This is a genomic window from Nocardia flavorosea, assembly GCF_015477805.1.
Taxonomy (GTDB): Bacteria; Actinomycetota; Actinomycetes; order Mycobacteriales; family Mycobacteriaceae; genus Nocardia; species Nocardia flavorosea_A.
In genome coordinates this window covers 465,209-485,499 of sequence record NZ_JADLQL010000004.1, presented here as the reverse complement: position 1 = coordinate 485,499, position 20,291 = coordinate 465,209, and the positions used below count along the sequence as shown (strand labels likewise).

The 20,291-nt window shown below is 68.8% G+C and carries 6 protein-coding genes and 1 tRNA gene; 5 read left to right on the top strand and 2 right to left on the bottom strand.

The window, feature by feature from the left end:
* From eccD to eccCa, 3 genes are read left to right on the top strand one after another with little or no spacing between them, the layout of a single operon-like run.
* Entirely contained in the window at positions 1–1,485 is a 1,485-nt protein-coding gene (gene eccD, locus IU448_RS20750) for a type VII secretion integral membrane protein EccD (protein ID WP_195057301.1), read from the top strand.
* Entirely contained in the window at positions 1,482–2,879 is a 1,398-nt protein-coding gene (gene mycP, locus IU448_RS20745; protein WP_195057300.1) for a type VII secretion-associated serine protease mycosin, read from the top strand. The genes eccD and mycP overlap by 4 nt, the downstream gene beginning before the upstream one ends.
* Before the next feature lie 51 nt (positions 2,880–2,930).
* Positions 2,931–6,989: a type VII secretion protein EccCa gene (gene eccCa / locus IU448_RS20740; protein ID WP_324188652.1), complete on the top strand. Its 4,059-nt coding sequence runs from the start codon at positions 2,931–2,933 to the stop codon at positions 6,987–6,989.
* Positions 6,990–7,034: 45 nt separating this feature from the next.
* Here eccCa and eccA read toward each other — a convergent pair whose 3' ends face one another.
* Together eccA and IU448_RS20730 are read right to left on the bottom strand one after the other, a co-directional pair.
* Positions 7,035–8,861, bottom strand: a complete 1,827-nt coding sequence (gene eccA, locus IU448_RS20735) for a type VII secretion AAA-ATPase EccA (RefSeq protein WP_195057298.1) — start codon at positions 8,859–8,861, stop codon at positions 7,035–7,037.
* Between the two features lie 1,118 nt (positions 8,862–9,979).
* A tRNA-Leu gene (locus IU448_RS20730) sits at positions 9,980–10,061 on the bottom strand.
* A gap of 386 nt (positions 10,062–10,447) precedes the next feature.
* Between IU448_RS20730 and IU448_RS20725 the strand changes: the two genes are divergently transcribed.
* Positions 10,448–19,789, top strand: coding sequence for a type I polyketide synthase (locus IU448_RS20725; protein WP_195057297.1), 9,342 nt, complete (start codon positions 10,448–10,450; stop codon positions 19,787–19,789).
* Between the two features lie 11 nt (positions 19,790–19,800).
* Positions 19,801–20,238, top strand: coding sequence for a holo-ACP synthase (locus tag IU448_RS20720; RefSeq protein ID WP_033246001.1), 438 nt, complete (start codon positions 19,801–19,803; stop codon positions 20,236–20,238).
* The last annotated feature ends 53 nt before the right edge of the window (positions 20,239–20,291 follow it).

Here is a 20,291-nt window from a genome sequence, read left to right as displayed (position 1 = left end):
ATGAACAATGTGCAAGAGGCCGCCGGTCCACCGGACCTGGAGCCGGTTGCGCTCAGCGAACCGGAATTGCGCCGGGTCTCGGTGATCGGCGGGAACACCCAGGTCGACCTGGGGTTACCGGCCACCGTGCCGCTGGTCGCGTTCATCGGTGAGCTGGTGGCGGTGCTCGAATCACGCAACGCCCCACCGGCCGAACCCGATGAGAACGCGCCGCAGGCGGCCGAGCACTGGACGCTGGGCCGGCTCGGGCAGCCACCGATCTCACTGGACGCGACCCTGGCCGAAGCCGAAGTGTTCGACGGTGATCTGCTGATGCTGCGCGCGGTGCGGTCGAAGGAGCCGCCGCCGCTGTTCGACGATGTGATCGACGCGGTCGCTCGGTTGACCGAGAGCGCGTTCCGGAACTGGAACGATACCGCGGCGCGCTGGCTCGGACTCGCCGTGGCGCTGCTGTCCACCGCGATGGCGATGGTGCTGTTCGCGACGTGCGCGGCACGGATCGCGTCGGGTGCGACAGCGATAGCTACCGGTGTCGCGGCGTTCGTGACGGCGGTGATCGTCGCGCGGCGGCACACGGTGCCGGGCGTCGCGGCGGCGCTGCTGCTGTGCGCGCTGGTGCTCTTCGGACCCGGTGTCGCGCTGCTGGTGCCGGGTGAAGTGGGTGGTCCGCACGCGCTGCTGGTATGCGCGTCCAGTGTGGTGGTGGCGGTGGTGATGTACCGGCTCACCGGGGCGGCCGCCACGATCGTGGCGGCGGCCCTGACGCTCGCGGTGTTCGGCGGGGTCGCGGCCGCAGTGCTGGTCTTTGCGCACGTCGATCCGGTGAAGATCGCGGCGGGTGGGGTGGCGGCGGCGCTGACCTTCGTCACGCCTACCGCTCAGCTGTCCCGGCTGGCGGCGAAACTGCCGGTGCCGCCGGTGCCCACCGCGGGCGGGGTGATCGACCCGGCCGATCACGAGCCCCGGCCGACCATCGAAGGTATCGGCGCGATCGGCGCGACCGCCCTGCCGTCGGCGAGCGGCCTGTCCGAGAAAGCGCGAGCCGCCAACCGGTTCCAGTCCGGGATGATCATCGGGGCGACGGTGGCGACCGGTGTCAGCGCATTCGTCGCCGCCGACCCGTTCGGGTCGCGTGAGTGGCAGGGCGTCGCCCTCGCCGCGATCGTGGGTGTGGTGCTGATCCTGCGCGGTCGCGCCTATGCCGATCTGATCCAGGCGGGGGTGCTGATCGGGGGCGGCTCGGCCACCTTGATCGCGCTGATGTTCGGCCTCGGTATCGGTGCCGGTGACGTGGTGCTCCCGCTGGCCGGCGCGCTGCTGGCGCTGGCGGCGGGTGCGCTCTTCCTCGGTGTGGTGGGACCGTCGACGGATCCGTCTCCGCTGGTCCGCCGGGCGGGGGAGTTGTTCGAATACGGGCTCATCGTCGCGATGCTGCCGCTGGTGGTCTGGATCATGGACCTCTACGCCCTGGCCAGGAGCATATGAGACGCCTTCGTGCGCGGGGCCGGTGGCGGGCCCTGGTGACCGTGCTGGCCTGTGCGATCCTCGCCCTCGCCTGGCCTGGCGCGACCTCAGGCCCGGCGCGCGCGATACCGCCGGCCATCGACCCTGCCCTACTACCTCCGGCCGGCCCGCCCCGGTCCCCGGAACCCGCGAAACAGGCGACGGTATGTCAGCGGTTGTCGCTGAGCGGGCCGCCACCGCGGACGGCGCCGCCGGCCCAGCGACCCCTCGATCTGCCCACCGCCTGGCGTTTCTCCCGGGGTCGTGGGCAGATCGTCGCCGTGATCGATACGGGCGTCACCCGCCACCCACGGCTGCCCCGTCTCATACCCGGTGGCGATTATGTGGCCGGTACCGACGGGACCGAAGACTGCGACGGGCACGGAACGCTGGTCGCCGGGCTGATCGCCGGACAGCCGAGCGCGGACGACGGGTTCACCGGGGTGGCGCCGGAGGCGGCGATCTTGGCGATTCGCCAGGTCAGTCTTGCATTCGAGCCCGCCGACTACAACCGCCGCGGGCTACCCGGCCAACTGGTGGCCGGTGGTTTCGGCACCACCGCGACTCTGGCTTCGGCGATCGTGCACGCGGTCGCTCTGGGGGCGACGGTGATCACGGTCCCCACGGTGGCCTGTGCCGCTGCCGGAACCGATCTGGCCGACGGGGCACTGGGCGCGGCGGTGCGATTCGCCTACGACCGCAATGTGGTGGTTGTCGCGGCGGCCGGCGATCTCGGCGACTCGGGTTCGTGCCGGACGCAGAACGACGAGACCGGGCTGGGCGCGGTGCGCACGGTCGCGAGCCCGGCGCACTTCACACCGTATGTGCTCTCGGTGGGTGCGATGGACGGCGGCGGCGCCGCGGCGGCATTCTCTCTCTTCGGTTCCTGGGTGTCGGTCGCCGCACCCGGCCGCGGAATCATCTCGCTGGACAGTGCCCCCGGTTCGGGTGGACTGGTGGATTCCGTGCCGGCGCGCGACGGTGTCCATCCGATCGAGGGCACGGGATACGCCGCTGCCTATGTCGCCGGTGTGGTGGCGCTCGTCCGGTCCCGATACCCGGAACTCACGGCAGGAGCAGTTATGGAACGGGTGATCAGAACGGCGCATTCGCCCGGTCCCGGCCGCGACAACCGGCTCGGTGCCGGGCTGGTCGATCCGGTGGCGGCACTGACGGCGCGACTACCCGAACGCGATGTGCACGAGGGCGCGGCCGAAGGCAGTCCGATCGCGGCGCCGGAGCCGCCGCCCTGGCGGGATCCGTGGCCCGTCCGGATCGCGCTGATCGGCACGATCGTATGCCTCGCAGGTTTGGCGGCGGGGCACGGACTGAGTCTGCTCTACCGGCGAGGTGAAGGAAAGAACGCTGATGAGTGAACCGAGCGCCCGGACACGACCCGGGCACACACTGCCGGGTGCGGAATGTGGGTGGCGGTGAACAACGACGGTATCGAGGGTTTCGTGCGGCAGGCGCGGATCGCGCCACCGCGGGCTCCGGGCGGTGATCTGGTGCTCAACCCGCCTCCCGAACTGCCGCGGCCCGTCCCGGGCAAACTGCTGATGAAACTGCTGCCGGTGGTCATGATCGTGGCCGTCGTCGGCATGATCGCATTGATGTTCGCCACGGGCGGGCGGGGCGTCCTGAGCAACCCGCTCATGATGATGTTTCCGATGATGATGCTGATCTCCGTGGTCGGGATGTTCGCCGGCGGGATGGGGCGCGGGGGCGCCAAGGGCGCGGCCGAGCTGAACGAGGACCGTAAGGACTATTTCCGCTACCTTTCGCAGCTGCGCAAGGATGTGCACAAGATCGCGGTCGAGCAGCGGGAGTCGTTGCTGTGGAGTCATCCGGACCCGGCCGATCTGCGCGCGCTGCTCGGCACCCGGCGGATGTGGGAACGCCGGCCTGGTGATCCGGATTTCGGGCACGCGCGGATCGGGGTGGGCAGTCACCGGATCGCGACCAAACTGGGCCGCCCGGAAACCGGCCCGCTCGAAGACCTCGAGCCGGTGTCGACGGTGGCGCTGCGCCGGTTCGTGCGCACCCACTCGGTGGTGCACCACCTCCCGACCGCGCTGTCGCTGCGCGCTTTCCCGGCGATCAACGTCGAAGGTGACCGCACCCGGACCCGGGCGCTGATGCGCACCCTCCTGCTGCAGCTGTGCGCCTTCCATGGAGTGGATCACCTGGCAGTGGCCGTCGTGTGCGCCGATCCGGATGGTCCGGAATGGGCGTGGGCGAAATGGCTGCCGCAGATCCAGCATCGCGAACTGCGCGACGGTATGGGCTCGGCACGCATGATGTACCACTCGCTGGCCGAACTGGAGACCGCACTGGCCGATGACCTGCTCGAACGCGGCCGATTCATGCGTAACGCCACCCCGACCCCCGGCCGCATGCACCTGGTGACGATCATCGACGACGGGTTCGTCAACGGCACCGAACGAATGGTCGCCGAATCCGGGATGGATTCGGTCACCGTACTGGATCTGACGGCGCCACCGGCCGGGCTGGCCGTACGGCGCGGACTGCAACTCGTCGTGACCGACGCCGGCATGCTGGCGGCGAAATCCGGACCAGATACCGAAGAGTTCGCGGCCTGTGATGTGGTATCCATCGCGGCGGCCGAGGCTTTCGCGCGCGCGCTGGCCCGCTATCGGATTGCGACGGCGGCGCAGTTGGTGAGCCTGGACGACCGGCGCGCCGACCCGGGATTGATGTCGCTGCTGCGGATCCCGGACGCGAGCCGGATCGACCCGCGGGTGGAGTGGCGGCCGCGTAACGCCCGCGAGCGGTTGCGGGTACCGATCGGTGTCACCCCCGACGGCATGCCGGTGGAGATCGACATCAAGGAATCCGCGGAGAACGGAATGGGTCCGCACGGGCTGTGTATCGGCGCCACCGGCTCGGGCAAATCCGAATTCCTGCGCACGCTGGTCTTGTCCATGGTCACCACCCATTCGCCGGATCTGCTGAATCTGGTTCTGGTGGACTTCAAGGGTGGGGCGACCTTCCTCGGCCTGGATCCGCTCCCACATGTGGCGGCGGTGATCACCAATCTCGAGGACGAACTGGCGATGGTCGACCGGATGCGCGACGCCCTCGCCGGTGAGCTGAACAGGCGGCAGGAGTTGCTGCGCTCGGCGGGGAACTTCGCCAATGTCACCGAGTACGAGAAGGCGCGCGCGGCCGGCGCGCAGCTCGATCCGCTTCCCGCGCTGTTCATCATTGTCGACGAATTTTCTGAATTGCTCTCCCAGAAACCGGATTTCGCGGATCTGTTCGTGATGATCGGCCGTTTGGGGCGGTCACTGCGAGTGCATCTGCTGCTGGCGTCGCAGCGGCTGGAGGAGAACAAACTCCGCGGCCTCGACAGCCACCTGTCCTACCGCATCGGTTTGCGGACCTTCTCGGCGAGCGAATCCCGCCAGGTACTCGGTATCACCGACGCCTACCACCTGCCCGGTGTGCCCGGGTCGGCCTATCTGAAAACCGATGCCGACGATCCGCTGCGTTTCAACGCGACCTATGTCTCCGGACCGTACACCCCGCCGCTGGGCGCCCGCCGGACAGCGGAACGGGTGGAGGGCCGGCAATCGGTCGAGGTGTTCACGGCCGCGCCGGTGGTTGTCCGCGAGCGCATCGAACAGACCGCGTCCGGCACTGTCGAACTACCCGATCTCGACGAGTTGGAGGCGATGCTCGCCGACGACGCGCCGCCGCCGTCGGAGCGCACCCTGTTGCAAGTGGTGGTCGAACGGCTGACCGGATACGGCCGGCCCGCGCACGAGGTCTGGCTGCCACCGCTGGACGTTTCGCCGACGGTGGATATGCTGCTTCCTCAGCCACATTGGCGCACACCAGAGAACCGCACCGGCGATCTGCGGCTGGCGATCGGCGTGGTGGACAAGCCGTACGAGCAGAAGCGCGACACCCTCACCATCGATCTGTCCGGAGGCCAAGGAAATGTGGCCGTGGTGGGTGGCCCCCAGTCGGGGAAGTCGACGACATTACGCACCATCATCATGGCCGCCGCCGTGACGCATACCCCGCGACAGGTGCAGTTCTACTGCATCGACCTGGGTGGCGGTTCTCTGGCCGGGCTGGCCGGGCTACCCCATGTGGGTTCCGTCGCGAGCCGGCTGGAGGTCGATCAGGTACGTCGCACGGTGGCGGAGATGACCACATTGCTCCGGCAACGGGAACAGCGGTTCCTGGCCCTCGGCGTCGAGAACATGGCTGCTTACCGCCGGCGGGCCGTGGACGGTGCGCAGGGCTCTCGGCGCGCCGCGGCGTCGGCCGAGGAAGACCGGTTCGCCGACGTGTTCTTGGTGATCGACGGCTGGGGTGCGTTTCGTGAGGAGTTCGAGGCGCTGGAGGGCGCGGTGAACACGATCGCTGCGCAGGGGCTCTCGTTCGGTGTGCACGTGGTCCTCTCGGCGGCCCGATGGCTGGAGATCCGCCCGGTGGTCCGGGATCAGATCGGCACTCGGATCGAACTCCGGCTCGGCGACCCGTCCGATTCGGAGATGAACCGGCGGGCCGCGGTGCACGTCCCGGTGGGGCGTGCGGGGCGGGGCCTCACCGCCGAAAGCCTGCACCTGCTGATCGCTTTGCCCCGGCTGGATTCCGAGGTGGACCCGGAGACGCTACCCGACGGGGTGGAAGCGGCTCGGACGCAACTCATAGAGCTTTACGGTGACAGCGGCGCGCCGACCGTGCGGATTCTGCCGGCGCGGGTAGACCGGACGAAGGTCGTCGCGGATGCCGAGGCCGCCGATATGGGCCTGTCCTGGACTCGGGTGCCGATAGGTCGTGCCGAATCCGAATTGCAGCCGGTGGTGATCGATTTCCACGCGCAACCGCACCTGATGATCTTCGGCGATGTCGAGGCCGGGAAAACCATGGTGTTGCGCAATATCATCACCGGGATCGTCGAGCGCTCCACCGCAGAACAGGCCCGAATCATTCTCGTGGACTACCGGCGCACCTTGCTCGGAGTTGTCGAAGGCCGCCATCTCGCCGGGTACTCGACCTCGTCGCAGACATCGATCGGGATGCTCGCCGAGGTGGCCGGTTATCTGTCGGATCGCCTACCGGGCGCCGATATCACGCCGCAGCAACTGCGCGACCGGAGTTGGTGGACCGGCCCGGAGATCTATGTGATCGTCGATGACTACGATATGGTCTCCTCCAACAATCCGCTGGTGGCGTTGCTGGAATATCTTCCGCAAGCGCGTGATATCGGTTTGCATGTGATCGTCGCCCGGCGTGCGGGCGGCGCGGCACGCGCGCTCTACGATCCGGTCCTCGGTGTGCTCAAGGACCTGTCCGTGGACGCCCTGCTGATGAGTGCGCCGAAAGACGAAGGGATCCTGCTCGGCGATTTCCGGTCCACCAGATTGCCGCAGGGACGGGCTGCGTTCGTCTCCCGCAGCCGTGAGACGGAGATGGTCCAGCTCAGTTACCTGCCGCCGGCGCAGTAGCCACCGATCCGCCGGCCCGGGCGGATCGGTCCGACCGAGGTGTCGTCAGTTCACTGTCGCCAAGACGATGTCGAGCGCTTTGCGCATATCCTCGGCTTCGATGCGCATCAGCTGGTCGGCGTCCAGATCGGCCAGCGCCAGCAGGTCATCGGCGTTGCCTCCGGCGAGGCGGAACTCGCGCTCCTCTTCGGCCGCCTCGATGATATTGCGGATGAACCGTCCGTTACCGGCGATATCTATTCCCCGGCGCGCCGATCCGCTCTGGTCGATCCGTTCCTGTTCATATAGTGCAGAACACGCCTGCACCACCAGTTCGAGGGCCGCTTCGGAGACGGTCGAATCCCGTTTCCCGGCGATCACCTGGCCGATGCGGCCCAATTCGTCCGGCGTGTAGGAGTCGAACTTGATGCGTTTGGCGAACCGTGACGCGAGCCCGTCGTTGGAGGCCAGGAACCGCTCGATCTCCCGGTCATAGCCGGCGATGATGACCACCAGCCTGTCCCGGTCGTTCTCCATCCGGGCCAGCAGCGTGTCGATGGCCTCTTGCCCGAACGCGTCGCCGCCGGACAATCCCGTCTGGACCAGCGTGTAGGCCTCGTCGATGAACAGCACCCCGTCCATCGCGCTGTCGATCAATTTCGATGTCTTGATTGCGGTGCTACCCAGATGCTGCCCCACGAAATCGCGACGGGTGGCTTCCACCACTTTGTCGGTTTTCAACAACCCGAGGCCGCAGTAGATCTTCGCGACGACCCGCGCCACCGTGGTTTTCCCCGTGCCCGGTGGGCCGGTGAATGCCAGATGCTGGCCGCGTGATGCGCTGGCCAATCCTTTCTCTGCCCGGACCTTCGCCAGAGCGGCTGTGGATTGCAGCTTCGCGACCTGAGTCTTCACCGCTGCCAGGCCGATCTGTTCGTCGAGTTCGGCGCGCGCCTCGGCCAGGATGTTGCGAGCCCGGTGCTCGTATGCCTTGCGCTCGAGATGGTCGCGGGACGGCGCGGATTCCGGGTCCCAGCGGTCCGCCCGGCTGTCGATCTGTTCCCGGCTGGTGATCGTGAGGCGGAAGGATGTATCGCCCAACGCGGCGGCGTTGGCGCCGAAATCGGGCGCCTCCGAGTAGACCTGCTCGAACAGGTTCCGGGCCTCGTCCTCCTGGGACTGCTCCCGCAGACACAGACCACGGCAGTACATGGCGGCGGTGCGGGCCGCCGGAACCGGGCCCGCCTCGGCCATCTCCAGCCGGCGGATCGCTTCGCCGAAGAGCCCGAGCTGGGCACATGCCGAACCCACCATTATGTGGGCGCCCGCTGCCATATAGGGGTCGTCCCATTCCGCCGATCCCGCCAATACGGTCATGACATCGGACCACCGTTGCGTGGTGTAATGCAGATGCGCCCGCACATACGCGCAAACGCGGGCGTCGATGCGCCGTTCCGGCCCGGCCGGTTGGGTCACGCGGTGCTCGTCGAGCTGATTCAGCAGTCGTTCGGCTTCGTCGTATTCACCCTCGGTGATCAACTGGTTCGCCTGGGCCAACCAGATTTCGACGTAGGTGGCCAGCGGGTAGTCGATATAGGCCCCGATGACGAAGCGGCCCGCCAACTCTCGCGGCCGCAAGCCGATCCGGCGCTGTTCCCGGAACAGGGTGGCCCCGCTGGTCCGGTGCAGGTTGAACAGGACCTCGCGGGTCACTTCGCCCGCCGCGGCGCGGCCCAGCCAGGCATCGCACATATCCGGATCCCACTCGGTTACGCGGGTGAACGCCCTTTTCGCGTAGTCGAGATCCCGTGTCGATTCCCGCCCGTCCACGACGAGTCCCAAGGAAAGGACGCCCGCGTCGAAAACTTGCTGCACCTGTCGGATGCCGGACATTCTCGGAACTCCCTGCGTTTGGCCGCCGTCTGAAAATCGTACGGAGATCGTCACGGAGAGTTCCCGCTGGTGGGAAAGCCGCCCGTTCCGGGTTTCTTCGGGACGCACGTAGGTATTTTTCTACTTAGGTTCCTCGTTCAGTTCGCCGATGCGCACGATTGCCCGCTGTTTCCAGAATCGTTCTGTCGGATGAGTGAGCAAGGACAGATGTGATGAGGGATGGGTCGAGGAAGCCGCGGCGTCCGCCCTGCGCCGATAACCCGGCTGGGTGGGACCTCGATGCCGGTAGCCCTCGTGATTGGCGAGAGGCGGTTCGGATCTGCGCGGACTGTCCGTTGCGGGCCCCGTGTGCCCGGCGGGCGGCCGCGCTGGTCAACGAGGGCTTCCCGCCCAAGAGCATGATCTGGGCCGGCGTGGGCTACGACTCGGAAGGCGGCTGTGTAGCGGATCTGGGGGCCTACCGCAGTAGTCCGCCGTTTATCCCGGTGCGCGACGAAGGGGGCATCCGGATCAGCCGCAGACCGTCGGATCAGGACTCGGCGCCCAGAGCTGTCGAGCGAGTCGATGCCCGGCCGGATCCGGTACGGCACATGCGCCGGATTCTGCTGCGGCCTCGGTTCGCCGCCGACGCCGGGCGCGAACAGGAGCGCGATGAGATATATACGTGCCCGACGGAGTCTCCGGAGTCGGCGGGAGCACGGTCGCGAAGGTAGGCGTTGTCGATACGCGCCCGGAGCCGTTCGGGCACGGCTGCTCCCTCCGCGCAGTGGGTCGGGCTGCGTATACCGACATCGAGTGGACGCAACCCCATAGCCCCGTCTGGCCGGCACACGGATCGCAGGCGCGGCGAGATCGGCCAGGAGATTCCCTCTGCTCCAGCACCACCGCGCGACGGCCAGAGCCTCGGCGCTGCCGTCTCCGGCTCGACCGGCGGCGGTCACCACTGGAGATGCTGAAGACACCCCCTGGGTATCGAGCCGGGGGTAGATTGCGGCCGGCATGTTGCCGCAGCTCAGCGACGTGAGGATGGGGCGAGGGCGATCGCAGATCCGCCAGGTGGTGTTCGAGTGGCGCTTGAACACCTTGCGGCCCGAGTGGGTGCGTTCACCGCCGTTCTGTGCGCGAGGGGGGACTTGAACCCCCACGTCCGTGGACACCAGAACCTAAATCTGGCGCGTCTGCCAATTTCGCCACTCGCGCTTGATGGTACGACCGTCCAAACTCTACCGGGCCGGGGCGGGATCGCGAAGACGTGGGCCGGAGTTTCGTACTGACCGGTAACCCGACCTGCGATTATAACGATACGATAAACCTCAATATGAGGGGTGCTCATGTTTCGCCGTGGTAAGTACGCGCCCTCACCTGCGAGTTCAAACATGAGGGTGGATCATGTTTCGCGTGATTCTGGTACAGATGTGCCTGAATACCGGCCGGTAAGTGGCGCGCGGGGCGGCAAACGTGAGGGTTCCCTCATGATTTTGTGGAATCCTCGCTCATATCAGGCCGTCGAGCGTGGGATTCCGCGCGCGGCCGGGAGCCGGGGACGTCTCCGCAGACCTGTCGCCACGAGAGAAAGTCGAAGCGTCTTGACGATTAACGAGAGCACCGCGTCCGGTCCCGGATACCGGGCGAACGCGACCGCGGGCCGGACTGTCTCCGAGACGAATCGCACGCCACTGCTGGACCAGTTGCGCGCAGGCACCCCCTACGCCCTGGCCTTCGGCGGGCAAGGGGCCAGCTGGCTGGGGGAACTGTCCGAAATCGCCCGCGACGCGGCGCTGGAGCCCGAGCTGACCACGCTGGTCAACGAGGCCGCCGCGCTGCTGGAGCCGGTCGCCGATCAGCTGCTCACGGTGCGCCCGGTCGGTTTCGACCCGGTGGCCTGGATGCTCGAGGACGATCTCGCCGACGACGAAGCCGACGCCTCCGGCGCGCCCTCCGAGCGGGTGCTGCGCTCCGCGGCCGTGTCGATGCCGGGTGTGCTGCTGACCCAGCTCGCCGCGCTACGCGCGCTCCGGTTACAGGGGCTGGACCCGGCGGAGTTCGCGCCGGTATCGATCGTCGGCCATTCGCAGGGGCTGCTGGCCGCGACCGCGGTCAAGACCTGCGGGCAGCGCGACGCGGAAATGCTGGCCATCGGTCAGCTCGTCGGCGCGGCGGCGGGACTGGTCGCACGCCGGCGTGGGCTGATGCCGGTCGGTGACCGCTCGTCGATGGTCGCGGTATCCAATATCGACCCCGACGAGCTGCGTGCCGTTCTCGCCGAGGTTTTCGAAGACGTCGACCCGCTGGCCGCGGCGGTGCTGTCGATCCGTAACGGGCGGCGTCGTGTAGTGCTCTCCGGCACCCCGGATGCGTTGCTGCGGGTCCGGCAGCGGTGCGAGCAGTTGCACGCCGAACAAGACCGCGAGCGGGCCGCCAAACAGCGCGGCGGTGCCGTGTTCGCGCCGGTGTTCGAGGACCTGGATGTGGATGTCGCATTCCATCATCCGGCGCTGGGCGACACCGTCGATCTGGTCTCCGGCTGGGCCGCGCAGTGCGGGCTCGATACCGAACTGGCCGGGCAGATGGCGCGCGACATCCTGGTGGAACCGGTCGACTGGGTGGCGACCGTCGACGAGATCGTGGGCGCGGAGGCGGAGTGGATCCTCGATCTCGGCCCCGGCGATCTGCTGTCGCGGGTCAGCGGCAGTGCCCTGAAGGGCAGCGGTGTCGGCATGATCGCCGTGGCGACCCGCGCCGGGCAGCGCAATCTGCTCACGCCGGGCGCGACGCCGGAGGTGGCGCAGCCGTGGACGGCCTTCGCGCCGAAGCCGGTGCGGCTGCCGAACGGGCGGATCGTGGTGGAGACCGCGTTCACCCGGCTCACCGGGCGGTCGCCGATCCTGCTGGCCGGGATGACCCCGACCACGGTGGACGCGAAAATCGTCGCGGCGGCCGCCAATGCCGGGCACTGGGCCGAACTGGCCGGCGGCGGCCAGGTGACCGAGCAGATCTTCGCCGATCGCGTGGAAGAACTGAAGCAGCTGCTGCACCCGGGCCGGCAGGTGCAGTTCAATTCGCTGTTCCTGGACCCGTACCTGTGGAAACTGCAGCTGGGCGGTAAGCGGCTGGTTCAGAAAGCCCGCGCGGCGGGCGCTCCGTTCGACGGTGTGATCGTCACCGCCGGTATCCCGGAGCTCGAGGAAGCCGTCGCGCTGATCGAAGAACTGACCGAGGTGGGGATCAGCCACGTCGCGTTCAAACCGGGCACCGTCGCGCAGATCCGCGCGGTGCTGCGGATCGCCGGTGAGGTGCCGGACTATCCGGTGATCATGCATATCGAGGGCGGTAAGGCCGGTGGGCACCACTCCTGGGAGGACCTCGACGATCTGCTGCTCGAGACCTACGCCGAACTGCGCACTCACGGAAATGTCGTGGTCTGCGTCGGCGGTGGTATCGGCACCCCGGAGCGGGCCACCGAGTACCTGACCGGCGCCTGGTCGGCGGCACACGGCTATCCGGTGATGCCGCTGGACGGTGTTCTGGTGGGCACCGCGGCCATGGCGACCCTCGAGGCGACCACCGCCCCCGAGGTGAAGCAGTTGCTGGTGGACACCCCGGGAACGCCGGATTGGGTCGGGGCCGGAACCGCCAGTGGCGGAATGGCTTCGGGACGCAGCCAGCTGGGCGCCGATATCCACGAGATCGACAATGCCGCCTCGCGGACCGGTCGGCTGCTCGACGAGGTCGCCGGTGACGCGGATGCGGTGGCGCAGCGGCGCGCGGAGATCATCGCGGCCCTGAACGCGACCGCGAAACCGTATTTCGGCGATGTGCCGGCCATGACCTACCTCGCCTGGCTCGAACGGTATGTGGAGCTCGCGGTGGGGCAGGAATGCCGCGCGGATTTCGATTGCGGGTCCGATCTCGGAGACGCGATCGCCGCCTCCACCCGTTCGGTCTGGCTGGATATCAGCTGGCGCGACCGGTTCGCGGAGATGCTGCGCCGGGCGCAGGCCCGCCTCGCGCCGGCCGATCGCGGTGCTATCGACTCCCTGTTCCGGGACGAGGATCTGGAGGACCCGGCCGCCGCGCTCGCGCGGCTGGCGGAGCAGTATCCGGCGGCCCGGCAGACGCTGCTGCACCCGGCCGACGTGCCGTTCTTCATCGCGCTGTGCAAGACGCCCGGTAAACCGGTGAACTTCGTTCCCGTGGTGGATCAGGATGTGCGGCGCTGGTGGCGTTCGGACTCGCTGTGGCAGGCCCATGATCCGCGGTACTCGGCCGATCAGGTGTGCGTTATCCCGGGCACCGTCGCGGTCGCCGGGATCACCCGGGTCGACGAGCCCGTCGGTGAACTGCTGGACCGGTTCGAACAGGACGCTGCCTACGCGCTGGTGCGCGACGGTGTCGTACCGGCGGCCGTCGACGCGCGCCGGGTCGCCGCGGTGACCAGCGGCCCCATCGACGTGGTGCTCGCGGCACCGGATATGAACTGGTCGGGCCGGGCGACGGTGAACCCGGTGCACCGGCTGGGCGATCTGCACGAGTGGGTCGTGGACGAGAAGGGCGCGGTGCATCCGCCGACCGGTGCCACGCTCGTGGAGACCGAGGGCCCCGAGGCCGAACACTCGTATGTGGAACTGGCCGTTCCGCTCGCCGCCGGCCACAGTGTCCGGATCCGGATCACCGTGCCGGTATCGGTGTACAACGGCGGGGCGCCGGTGGTGACCGAAACCGACGCCGACGCCGCCATGTCGGCCCTGCTGGCCGTCGCCGCCGGGCAGTCGCTGCCCGAGGTGAAGGGCAATATCGCGCACGTCAACCTGGCCTGGACGCCGGACCTGATCGCCGACCACGCCGGGGTCACCGGGGCCGGGCTGCCGGCGAATCTGAGCACCCTGGGCCGCACCGTGCCGGACGTCCTGGTAGGCGCGTGCTGGCCGGCGGTATTCGCGGTGCTCGGCGCGGCACGCACCGAAGCCGATACGAGCGTGATCGAAGGCATGCTGGACCTGGTGCATCTGGACCACCAGGTCGAACTGCTGCGCGAACTCCCCGATGCCACCAGCATTCTCGTGGTGCGCGCCGAATCCGGAACCGTGCTCGACACCGACCTCGGCCGCGTGGTCGAGGTGAATGTCACCGTCGGCGAGATGCGCGACCAGGGGCTGGACGTGGTGCCGCTGGCCCGCCTCGCCGAACGGTTCGCCATCCGCGGCCGCACCGGCGCGGGCGAGCTGACCGATCCGCCGCGGGCCGCGGGCACCGTGAGCGCCGACGCCGGCGAGACCCCGCGCCGCCGCCGCCGGGACGTGACCATGGTCGCGCCGCGCAGTATGGCCGCGTTCGCCGCGGTCTCCGGCGACCACAACCCCATCCACACCAGTGATGCGGCCGCGAAACTGGCCGGTCTGGGCAGTCCGATCGTGCACGGTATGTGGCTGTCGGCCGCCGCCCAGCACGCGGTGTCGGCGGTGGATCCGCAGGCTTCGGTGCCGGCGCGCACACTCACCGCCTGGACCACCCGGTTCCTCGGGATGGTGCGGCCGGGCGCCGAGATCGACGTACGGGTCGAGCGGGTCGCCGTCGACGCCGGCGCGGAGATCATCGAGGTGTCCTGCCGGGCCGGCGGGGATCTGGTGATGACCGCGACCGGGCGCACCGCCGCGCCCAAGACCGTGTACGCGTTCCCCGGCCAGGGCATCCAGAACAAGGGCATGGGCCTCGACGCCCGCACCCGGTCCAAGGCCGCCAAGGCGATCTGGGACCGCGCGGACAAGCACACCCGGGAAGCGCTCGGCTTCTCCATTCTCGCGGTGGTGCGCGACAACCCGACCTATCTGAAGGCGCGCGGTGTCGAACATCGGCACCCGGACGGTGTACTGCACCTGACCCAGTTCACCCAGGTCGCGATGGCCACCCTCGGTGTGGCGCAGGTCGCGGAGCTGCGCGAAGCCGGTGCCTTCGTGGAGGGCTCGCTGCTGGCCGGGCATTCGGTCGGTGAGTACAACGCGCTCGCCGCGGTCGCGGGAGTGCTGCCGCTGGAGGCCGTGCTCGAGGTCGTGTTCCAGCGTGGATCGGCCATGCACGAACTGGTGCCCCGGGATGCGCAGGGGCGCAGCGACTACCGGATGGCCGCCATCCGGCCCTCGCAGATCGGGCTGCCCGACGACGAGGTGATCGGTTTCGTCGCCGGGGTCGGCGAGGCGGCCGGGGAATTCCTCGAGGTGGTGAACCTGAACCTGCGTGGTTCGCAGTACGCCATCGCCGGCACCGTGGCCGGTCTGGACGCCCTGGAAGCCGAGATCGAACGGCGCCGTGCGGAATTCGGCGGGAAACGCGCGTTCATTCTGGTGCCCGGTATCGATGTGCCGTTCCATTCCACCGTGCTGCGCAAGGGCGTTCCGGAATTCCGCAGCAAACTCGAACAGCTGCTGCCGGCCGAACTGCATCCGGAGGTCCTGGTCGGGCGCTACATCCCGAACCTGGTGCCGCGGCTGTTCTCGCTGGAACGGGAATTCATCGCCGAGATCGCCGGTCTGGTGCCGTCGGAACCGCTGGCCGCGGTGCTCGCGGACTTCGACTCCTGGTCGCAGCGGCCCAGCGAACTGTGCCGGGTGGTGCTGATCGAACTGCTGGCCTGGCAGTTCGCCAGCCCGGTGCGGTGGATCGAAACCCAGGATCTGCTGTTCGGCGAACTCGGTGTGGAGCGGTTCGTCGAGGTCGGCCTGGGCGCCACTCCGACGGTCGCCAACCTGGCGAGCCAGACGCTGAAGCTCCCCGATTTCACCACCGCCACCGTGGAAGTCCTCAATATCGAGCGGGAGGCAGCGGTCGTCTACTCGACCGATACCGACCCGGCGCCCGTGGAGGAGCCGGTGGAGGAGGTCGCCGAAGCGCCCGCCGCGGCTGCTGCCCCGGCGCCTGCGCCCGCGGCCGCCGCCCCGGCGGCCGCCGGGGGACCACGGCCGGACGATATCGCCTTCACCGCGGCGGATGCGACCAGGGTGCTGATCGCGCTGTGGACCAAACTCCGCCTCGACCAGATCGGGCCCGTCGACACCATCGAGGGTCTGTGCGACGGTGTGTCCTCGCGGCGTAACCAGTTGCTTGTCGACCTGGGCTCCGAGCTCTCGCTCGGTGCCATCGACGGTGCCGCCGACGCCGATATGGGCGCGCTCTCCGCGACCGTGGAACGGCTCGCCCGCACCTACAAGCCGTTCGGTTCGGTGCTCAGCGATGCCATCGGCGATCACCTGCGCAAGGTGTTCGGGCCGTCCGGTAAACGCCCGGCCGCGATCGCCGAACGGGTGAAGAAGGTCTGGGAGCTCGGTGACGGCTGGGCCAGCCATATCACCGCCGAGGTCTCGCTGGGCACCCGCGAAGGCGCCAGTGTGCGCGGCGGTGATCTGGGCGGTCTCGTTTCCGGGACGCTCTCCGACGGTGCGTCCGTGGACGCCGCCATCGACGCCGCCGTCCAGGCCGTCGCGGCCCGCCGCGGGGTAGCGGTTTCGCTGCCCGCGGCCGGCGGCTCCGCCGGTGGGACCGTGGACGCCGCCGCGCTCGGCGAATTCACCGAACAGATCACCGGCAAAGACGGTGTGCTGGCTTCGGCCGCCCGCCTGGTCCTCGAGCAGCTCGGCTTGAACGAGCAGGTCTCCGCGGCGGAAACCACCGACGACGGCCTGGTCGATCTGGTATCGGCGGAACTCGGCTCGGACTGGCCGCGGCTGGTCGCGCCGGCCTTCGACGCTCGCAAGGCCGTACTCATCGACGACCGGTGGGCCACGGCCCGCGAGGACCTGGCCCGGTTGTGGCTGGGAGACGACGCGGAAACCGCGCAGCAGCCGGTGGACGGGTTCCGCGGTGTGGGTGAAGCCGTTGCCGCGCAGGCTGACTGGTGGCGGCAGCGGGCCGTGCACGAAGCCCGATCGGTACTGGCCGGGCACTACGAGCGGATCGCGACCGCGGCCCGTGACGAAACCGCCGCCGGCGAGTGGGCCGGCGAGATCGCGGTGGTCACCGGCGCCAGCAAAGGCTCCATCGCCGCCGCGGTCGCCGGGCGCCTGCTCGGCGGCGGCGCGACCGTGATCGTCACGACCTCCCGGCTCGACGACAACCGGCTCGGTTTCTACCGCGACCTCTACCGCGCGAACGCTCGCCAGGGCGCCGCGCTGTGGGTGGTCCCGGCGAATATGGCCTCCTACACCGATATCGACGCTCTCATCGAGTGGGTCGGCACCGAACAGGTCGACAACGCCGGTGGCGCGAAGATCAAAACCAAGGACGCGTTCACCCCGACCCTGCTGTTGCCGTTCGCGGCGCCGCGGGTCGCCGGTGATCTCGCCGATGCCGGCGCCCGCGCCGAAATGGAGATGCGGGTCCTGCTGTGGTCGGTCGAACGGCTGATCGGCGGACTGTCCAAGCTGGGCGCCGATCACGATGTCGACGCGAAACTGCATGTGGTGCTGCCCGGTTCGCCCAACCGCGGCCTGTTCGGCGGTGACGGCGCCTACGGTGAGGCCAAGGCCGCACTGGACGCCGTGGTCGCCAAGTGGCGGGCCGAGAAGTCGTGGGCGGCGCGGGTCACCCTGGTGCACGCGCTGATCGGCTGGGTCCGCGGTACCGGGCTGATGGGCCACAACGACCCCATGGTCGAGGCCGTGGAGAAGGCCGGTGTGCAGACCTGGTCGACCGGCGAGATCGCCGACGAACTGCTGAAATGGGCCACCGAACGGGCGCGTGCGGTGACCGCCGACGGCCCGCAGCAGATCGACCTCACCGGCGGGCTGGCCGGTGCGAAGCTCGATCTACCCGAACTGGCCCGGCAGGCGCAGGAGGCAGCGGACGCCGAGACCACCGAGGTCACCGCGGAATCGGACAGCCCGCGGATCGCCGCGCTGCCCGCGCCGCCGACCCTGACCTCGGCGCTGCCGGTTCCCGAATGGGGCACGGTGACCGCCGATCTCACCGATATGGTCGTGATCGTCGGCGCCGGTGAACTCGGGCCGTACGGTTCGGCGCGTACCCGTTTCGAGATGGAGGTCTCCGACGAACTGTCGGCGGCCGGCGTCCTCGAACTGGCCTGGACCACCGGCATGGTGGCCTGGGAGAACGATCCGAAACCGGGCTGGTACGACACCGAATCCGGCGACTACGTACCCGAAGCCGAACTGGCCGAGCGTTACCACGACGCGGTGGTCGAGCGCTGCGGGATCCGGCGGTACGAGGACGACGCCGCCATGGTCGACAACAGCAGCCCGCTGATGACCTCGGTGTTCCTCGACCAGGACCTGTCGTTCACCGTCGGCAGCGAAGCGGAGGCCCGCGCCTTCCACGCGGCCGCACCGGAGCATACGGTGATCACCCCGGTCGCCGACTCCGGCGACTGGACGGTGACCCGTAAGGCGGGGACCGAGATCCGCGTGCCGCGACGCGCGAAACTCTCGCGTACCGTCGGCGGCCAGATCCCGACCGGCTGGGATCCCACGGTGTGGGGTATCTCCGCCGATATGGCGTCCTCGATCGACCGGGTCGCGCTGTGGAATATCGCCTGCACCGTCGACGCGTTCGTCGGGTCCGGGTTCAACCCGTCCGAACTGATGAGCTGGGTGCATCCGAGCCTGGTGGCCAATACGCAGGGCACCGGTATGGGTGGTATGTCGTCGATGCGCTCGCTCTACGTCGACAACCTGCTCGGAGAGCCGCGGCCGAACGATATCCTGCAGGAAGCGCTGCCGAACGTGGCGCTGGCGCATGTGGTGCAGTCCTATGTGGGCAGCTACGGCGCCATGGTGCATCCGGTGGCCGCCTGCGCGACGGCCGCGGTATCGGTCGAAGAGGGCGTCGACAAGATCAAGCTCGGCAAAGCCGAGGTGGTCGTGGCCGGCGGGTTCGACGATCTCGGCATCGAGGGCATCGTCGGCTTCGGCGATATGTCCGCGACCGCGGATTCGGCGGCCATGAGCGCCAAGGGAATCAGCGACCGCTACTTCTCCCGCGCCAACGACCGCCGGCGCGGCGGGTTCGTGGAATCGCAGGGCGGTGGCACCGTACTGCTGGCCCGCGGTGATGTGGCGCTCGAAATGGGTCTTCCGGTGCTCGGTGTGGTGGCCTACGCGCAGTCCTTCGCCGACGGCGTGCACACCTCCATCCCGGCGCCCGGTCTCGGCGCGCTCGGTGCGGGCCGAGGCGGGCGGGAATCCCGGTTCGCCGCGGAACTGCGCAAACTCGGTGTCGGCCCGGACGATATCGCGGTGGTCTCCAAGCACGACACCTCCACCGCGGCCAACGATCCGAACGAATCCGAACTGCACGAGCGGCTGGCCGCGGCGATCGGCCGGTCCGACGGCGCCCCGCTGTTCGTGGTCTCGCAGAAGAGCCTCACCGGGCACGCCAAGGGCGGTGCGGCTGCTTTCCAGTTGATCGGCCTGTGCCAGGTGCTGGAAAACGGTGTGGTGCCGCCCAACCGCAGCCTCGACTGCGTGGACGACAAGATGCGTGAATACCCGCATCTGGTGTGGTTGCGCGAGGCGCTGCGGTTCGGCGACCGGTTCCCGCTCAAGGCCGGCCTGGTCACCTCGCTCGGCTTCGGGCATGTCTCCGGTCTGCTCGCGGTGGTGCATCCGCAGGCTTTCGTCCAGGCGATCGAACCGGGTCGGCGCGACGAGTACCAGCGCCGGGCACAGGAGCGGCAGCTGGCCGGCCGGCAGCGCATCGTCGAGGCGATGTGCGGCGGCGCCGCGCTCTACGAGCGTCCGGCCGACCGGCGGTTCGGTGGCGACGGTACCCCCGCCGCACAGATCCGCGGATTGGAAGCCGATGTGCTGTTGTCCGAGACCGCTCGCCTCGGTGACGGCATCTACCAGGTCGACGGCGCAGGTTGCGAGACCGGTCGATTCGTCGGCGGCGATACCGATGCCGCCGCGGCCGGCACACCGTAGGCTGCGCGACTGTGACCATCCTCGGAATCGGCTTGGACTTGGTGACCATCTCCGAGTTCACCGAACAACTGGAACGGGCCGGAACGACCATGCTCCGGGAAAGTTTCACCGCCGGTGAGCGGCGTTACTGCCAGAGCAAGGCCACCGATCCGGCCCGCAGTTACGCGGCGCGGTGGGCGGCGAAGGAGGCCGTGCTCAAAGCCTGGGCCTCCTCCCGCTTCGCCCGCCGCCCGCAGATCGGGGACAACCCGTACCCGCTGATCGAGGTGGTGAACGACGCCTGGGGCCGGCCGAGCATCAAACTGCACGGCCTGGCCGCAGAGTTCCTGCCGCGGGTCCGGGTGCACCTATCGCTCACTCACGACGGGGACACCGCAGCCGCCATGGTCGTGCTGGAGGATCCGGGTGAACTGGCCGACCTGATCGAAGGACGGTCGCCGGAGAACTGAGCAGGAAACAACGAAAGGCCCGGAGCGCCCGCTCCGGGCCCTTTCCGTATGCG

Coding starts and splice junctions, on each gene's coding strand:
- mycP (WP_195057300.1), top strand. CDS start 1,482: ATGAGACGCCTTCGTGCGCGGGGCCGGTGGCGGGCCCTGGTGACCGTG.
- eccA (WP_195057298.1), bottom strand. CDS start 8,861: ATGTCCGGCATCCGACAGGTGCAGCAAGTTTTCGACGCGGGCGTCCTT.
- eccD (WP_195057301.1), top strand. CDS start 1: ATGAACAATGTGCAAGAGGCCGCCGGTCCACCGGACCTGGAGCCGGTT.